The organism is Gordonia sp. (in: high G+C Gram-positive bacteria) (genome assembly GCF_049299075.1).
Lineage (GTDB): Bacteria > Actinomycetota > Actinomycetes > Mycobacteriales > Mycobacteriaceae > Gordonia.
In genome coordinates this window covers 1-5597 of sequence record NZ_JBAQWU010000498.1, presented here as the reverse complement: position 1 = coordinate 5597, position 5597 = coordinate 1, and the positions used below count along the sequence as shown (strand labels likewise).

Annotated in this window: 7 protein-coding genes; 6 read left to right on the top strand and 1 reads right to left on the bottom strand. The window is 67.6% G+C overall.

Annotation, left to right across the window (positions count from 1 at the left end):
- The first annotated feature begins 54 nt into the window (after positions 1-54).
- The 4 genes from bioD to WAW85_RS15770 all read left to right on the top strand — a co-directional run bounded on the left by bioD (position 55) and on the right by WAW85_RS15770 (position 2722).
- Complete coding sequence (gene bioD, locus WAW85_RS15785; RefSeq protein ID WP_422560537.1) at positions 55-747, top strand: dethiobiotin synthase; 693 nt, start codon at positions 55-57, stop codon at positions 745-747.
- On the top strand, positions 744-1778 hold the full coding sequence (gene bioB / locus WAW85_RS15780) for a biotin synthase BioB (protein WP_422560536.1): 1035 nt from the start codon (positions 744-746) through the stop codon (positions 1776-1778). Before bioD ends, bioB begins: the two co-directional genes overlap by 4 nt.
- 144 nt (positions 1779-1922) lie before the next feature.
- Entirely contained in the window at positions 1923-2156 is a 234-nt protein-coding gene (locus WAW85_RS15775) for a hypothetical protein (protein ID WP_422560535.1), read from the top strand.
- Entirely contained in the window at positions 2153-2722 is a 570-nt protein-coding gene (locus WAW85_RS15770) for a DUF2567 domain-containing protein (protein WP_422560534.1), read from the top strand. Before WAW85_RS15775 ends, WAW85_RS15770 begins: the two co-directional genes overlap by 4 nt.
- Here the strand turns inward: WAW85_RS15770 and WAW85_RS15765 are convergent.
- Entirely contained in the window at positions 2700-3395 is a 696-nt protein-coding gene (locus tag WAW85_RS15765) for an NUDIX hydrolase (protein WP_422560533.1), read from the bottom strand. The genes WAW85_RS15770 and WAW85_RS15765 overlap by 23 nt on opposite strands.
- A 171-nt stretch (positions 3396-3566) precedes the next feature.
- Here WAW85_RS15765 and nadA point away from each other — a divergent pair, with 171 nt between their 5' ends.
- Positions 3567-4577 (top strand): quinolinate synthase NadA, encoded by a 1011-nt coding sequence (gene nadA / locus WAW85_RS15760; protein WP_422560538.1) that lies wholly within the window; start codon positions 3567-3569, stop codon positions 4575-4577.
- A gap of 7 nt (positions 4578-4584) precedes the next feature.
- Entirely contained in the window at positions 4585-5475 is an 891-nt protein-coding gene (gene nadC / locus WAW85_RS15755; protein WP_422560532.1) for a carboxylating nicotinate-nucleotide diphosphorylase, read from the top strand.
- The last annotated feature ends 122 nt before the right edge of the window (positions 5476-5597 follow it).

The following is a 5597-nucleotide window of genomic DNA, read 5'->3' as shown; positions in this document are numbered from 1 at the left end:
ACTGGACACCGTCGCCGCCGTGGTCAACGACGCCCTGATCGAGGTGGGAGTGCGATGAACGGGCAGATCATCGTGGTGACCGGGACATCGACCGACGTCGGCAAGACAGTGGCGGTGGCGGCGCTGGCCGCCGCGGCTCGCGCCGACGGACAACGAGTGGCCGTGGTGAAGCCCGCGCAGACGGGAATCGCCCCGTCGGCGCCCGGCGATCTCGCCGACGTCGTCCGGCTGGTCGGTGACCTGCCCACCGCGGAGCTGGCCCGCTACCCCGAACCACTGGCGCCCGAGACTGCCGCGCGGCGCGCCGGCCTGCCTTTTCTGCGCATCGACGAGGTCTGCGAGACCGTGCGTCTCCTGCAATCCGAGGTGGACCTGGTGTTGGTGGAGGGCGCGGGCGGGGTGCTGGTACGTCTGGCACCAGATTTGACCCTGATCGATCTGGCCCGGGCCCTGGATGCGCCCGTGGTGGTGGTCGTCGACCCCGGACTGGGGGCCCTCAACCACACCGAGCTCACCGTCGACGCCCTGCGCGCGGCTGGCTGCGAGCCCGCCGGGCTGATCATCGGCAGTTGGCCCGAGCGCCCCGATCTGGCGATGACCTGCAACCTTGACGATTTGCCGCGGCTCACCGGCCTCGACGTGCTCGGCACTGTGCCCGCCGGCGCCGGCGCGCTCCCCAGAGAAGACTTCCAGGCGACCGCGCCGACCTGGTTCACAAACCCCATTCCCGCTAAGGAGACCCCGTGACCACCACCGAAGCCACTCCGACGTCGTCGTCGGACACCGCCGACATCCTCGCCATCGCCCGCCAGCAGGTCCTCGACTTGGGCGAGGGCCTGGGCTATGAGCAGATCCTGCAGGTACTGCAGTTGCCGGACGAGCGACTGCCCGAACTGCTGGAACTGGCGCACGACGTTCGCATGCAGTGGTGCGGACCCGAGGTGGAGGTCGAGGGCATCATCTCGCTCAAGACCGGCGGCTGCCCGGAGGACTGTCACTTCTGTAGCCAGTCCGGACTGTTCGCCTCGCCGGTACGCAGTGCCTGGATCGACATCCCCGCGCTCGTGGAGGCAGCCAAGCAGACCGCGAAGAGCGGTGCCACCGAGTTTTGCATTGTCGCCGCCGTCCGCGGTCCAGACAAGCGGTTGATGGCGCAGGTCGCCGCTGGCATCGAGGCTATCCGCAGCGAAGTGGACATCCAGATCGCCTGCAGCCTCGGCATGCTGACTCAGGAGCAGGTCAACGAACTGAGCGCGATGGGCGTGCACCGCTACAACCACAACCTGGAGACCGCGCGGAGCCACTTCCCGAACGTGGTTACCACGCACACCTACGACGAGCGCTGGGGCACCCTGACCATGGTGCGCGAGGCCGGTATGGAGGTCTGCTGCGGCGGCATCCTCGGGATGGGTGAGACCGTCGAGCAGCGCGCGGAGTTCGCCGCCGAGCTGGCCGCGTTGAACCCGGACGAAGTACCGCTGAACTTCCTCAACCCGCGCCCGGGTACCCCGTTCGGCGACCTCGACGTCCTGCCCGCATCCGAGGCGCTCAAGTCCGTCGCCGCCTTCCGGCTGGCGTTGCCGCGCACCATCCTGCGCTTCGCCGGTGGCCGCGAGATCACCCTGGGTGATCTGGGCGCTAAGCAGGGCATCTTGGGTGGCATCAACGCGGTGATCGTCGGAAACTACCTGACCACCCTGGGCCGGCCAGCCGAATCGGACCTCGATCTTCTCGAAGACCTGCAGATGCCGATCAAAGCCCTCAACGACACCTTGTGAGCACGGGCTAAGGGTGTGGTTTCGACACAGACCTCGTTCCTCGGCCTGGCTCAACCAGCGAAGCGGGGGATGCTCTGCTCGACCGGTGAGCGACGTAGGACTCGAAACCAGTCCCGGTAGCCTGGGCGCAATGAAGGAGAATTCATGAGCACCGCCGGTCCGCTCACCGAACCGCTGCGCTACGGCGTCTACACCGGACTGGCACTGGAGATGCAGTCGCCGGAGGCAGTTCCGGCCGCGGCCAAGCTCGGTCTGGAGCCGCCCCGCTACTGCGGCCAGTGCGGGCGTCGCATGGTGGTCCAGGTTCGGCCCGACGGCTGGGATGCGCGCTGCTCGCGGCACGGCACCGTCGATTCGGTGGAACTGTGGCATCGGTGACACCGCGGCAACGCCGCCGCGCGATCGTCGCATTGCTGGCCATGGTCGCCCTTGGCGCGGCGCTGGGTGCGTTGTGGGCCTTCACCACACCGACCGCACAGATCACCATTACCGCTGATGGCGATGTGCTGGCGTCACCGGCCGAGATGGCCCACCTCTTCAGCGGCGCCGCCTACTTCGCGCTCCTGGGGTTCGCGCTGGGTATCGGGTGTGCCGTCGTCGTCTGGTTCGCGGCCGCGCAGTTGCGCAACTGGGCGGGCTTGGTGGTCGCGGTGGGAACAGCTCTCGTATCCGGACTGATCGGCATGCAGGTGGCGATGGCGATCGCCTCGTCGCGTTATCCCGAACTCGACGTCACCGTGGCCGGCGGTCAGCGGCTGGTTCAGAACCTATGGTTCGAGCACGCGACTTTGGGCGGCGTCACGGCGCCGTGGCTGCTGCTGATCTGCGCGCCGGGGCTGGCCGCGCTCACGTATCTGATCTGCGCGATCGTCGGGGGAGACGAGGCATTTGTGACTGACGATGATAGGTCGGCGGCTGTGGTTACGGTGGCGGCCGGAGCGTAGCGAACTCGTCGGTGATCACCAGCGCATCGTCGGCGAAGGTGTACAGCGCCGGCGGTCGACCGCCGCTGCGGCCGGTGCGCCCGACAGTGCCCGTCGATACAACCACGCCGCGGCGGGACAGCACGCGCAGCAGATTCGTCGCATCCACGTGATAGCCGAGCGCGGCGCCGTACACCTCGGACAACTCCGACATGGCGAAGCGTTCCGGGGCCAGCGCAAAGGCGAGATTCGTGTACGAGAGTTTGGCGGCGAGCCGGCCGCGAGCGAGTTCGACGACGGCGGCGTGGTCGACGGCGAGCGGCGGTAGGTCGTCGACGTCGAACCAGGCGGCCGCAGCGCTCGGATCGGCAGGCACATCGCGGCGGACCAGACCGAGATAGGTCGAGGCGATGGTCCGCACGTCGGGGATCCGGTCGGGATCAGAGAGGACGGCGAGCTGTTCGAGGTGCGCGATCCGGGTGAGACCGGACTGATTGCCGAGGTGTCGTCGTGCGGCGGCGGCCAGGGCTTCGCGGGCGTGCACGTCGCCGCCGGGGAGCGACTGAACTGGTGGCTGGTCGCCGGTCGGGTCGTCGCTGTTCTGCAGCAGAACGTGCAGGCTGGCGCGGCCGTCGGCGGTCTCGCGGACCTGGAAGACCGCGCTGCGTACTTCGACGGGGATAGGGGTCGCCATGGGGGGAGTGTATGCGCTCTGTCCGGTGTTACGATGAGTGAGAATAGTTTTCGATCACCGGTCGAAAACCCGTGCCGGAGCCAGCCCGCCCCGGCGCCCCTGAGATGGGAGAGTGCCGTGACGACAGTGGACAACCCGCGTGAGATCACCCGGACCGAGACCGACCTGGGTATGCCCGATCCGCGGGTGTCGATTCCGGCCGCATACGGCGGGGTGGCGGCCGACGCGGCGTGGGCCGCGGAGATCAAGCGGTTGGCCAAGGCTCGCAACGCAGTGATCCTGGCGCACAACTACCAGTTGCCGCCGATTCAGGACATCGCCGATTACGTGGGTGATTCGCTGGCGCTGTCGCGGATCGCCGCCGAGGTAGACGCCGACGAGATCATCTTCTGCGGTGTGCACTTCATGGCCGAGACCGCGAAGATCCTCGCGCCGGGCAAGCGGGTGCTGATTCCGGACGAGCGGGCCGGCTGCTCGCTGGCTGACTCGATTACCGCCGACGATCTGCGGGAGTGGAAGGCGGACTATCCGAACGCGATGGTGGTGTCGTATGTGAACACCACGGCCGAGGTGAAGGGCCTGACCGACATCTGCTGCACGTCGTCCAACGCCGTCGACGTCGTCGCGTCGATCGATCCGGACACCGAGGTGCTGTTCCTGCCGGACCAGTTCTTGGGGGCGCACGTCAAGCGCGAGACCGGCCGCGACAACATGCATATTTGGGCCGGAGAGTGCCACGTGCACGCCGGGATCAATGGTGACGAGCTGACCGAGCAGAGCGAGAGCCACCCGGATGCCGATCTGTTCATTCACCCCGAATGCGGGTGCGCCACCTCGGCGCTGTATCTCGCGGGCGAAGGCGCGGTGCCCGCGGACAAGGTGAAGATCCTCTCGACCGGCGGGATGATCGAGGCCGCGCGCGAGACCACGGCTAAGCAGGTGCTGGTGGCCACCGAGGTCGGCATGCTGCACCAATTGCGCAAAGCCGCGCCGGAGGTCGACTTTCAGCCGGTGAATTCGCGGGCCGCCTGCCCGTACATGAAGATGATCACCCCGGCCGCGCTGCTGCGGTGCCTTACCGAGGGTAAGGATGAGGTTTTTGTCGCCGACGACGTCGCCGCGAAAGCGCGCAAGTCTGTCGAGCGGATGATCGTCATCGGCAACCCGGGCAGCGGTGAATAGTCCCAGGATGGGCGGCTTCATCGGGCAGGCAGCGCCGGGCGGCGAACTCAGCTTCGAGGTGACCGAGGAGCTGCTCGCGTTGATCGCCACGGCGCTCGACGAGGATCTGCGCTTCGGCCCGGACGTGACGACGCTGGCGACGGTGCCGGTCGATGCGGTGGCGCACGCGCGGATCGTCAGCAGGCAGCATGGCGTCGTCGCCGGGCTGCCGGTGGTGCGTGCCGTCTTCGATCTGGTGATCGGCTCGGCCAACTACGTCGTCGACGAGGAGATTTCCGACGGCACGACGGTCGAGCCCGGGCAAACGGTGCTGGCGCTGCGGGCGCCAGCCATTTCGCTACTGACCGCCGAGCGTACGGCGCTGAACCTGCTGTGCCATCTGTCCGGTATCGCCACCGCCACCGCTCAATGGGTCGCCGCCGTGGACGGGACGAGCGCGAAGATCCGCGACTCCCGCAAGACGCTGCCGGGGATGCGCTTTCTGCAGAAGTACGCGGTCCGCGCCGGGGGCGGCGTGAACCACCGGATGGGGCTCGGCGATGCGGCGCTAATCAAGGACAATCACGTGGTGGCGGCTGGCGGCGTCGTCGCCGCGCTGGAGGCGGTCCGCGCGGCCGCGCCGGAACTGCCGGTCGAGGTGGAAGTCGATTCGCTCGCGCAACTCGACGAGGTGTTGGCACTGGAGCCGCAGCTGGTGCTGTTGGATAACTTCGAGCCCTGGGAGACCCAGATGGCGGTGCAGCGGCGCGATAAGCGCTCACCGTCGACGAAGCTGGAATCTTCCGGCGGGCTCACCCTGGACGTCGCGATCGACTATGCGCGTACTGGGGTCGATTATCTGGCAGTGGGCGCGCTGACTCACTCGGTCACCGTTCTGGACCTCGGGCTGGACTGGTAGTCGGCGGGGTCGGTCAGCGGTAGTCAATGGCCTCGACCATGTCCTGTCGCCTGCCGCCTGCCGACGATCGAGTCGCGGATGGTCAGGCCCTGGATCTTTTCGGTGCTTTGACCGACACTATG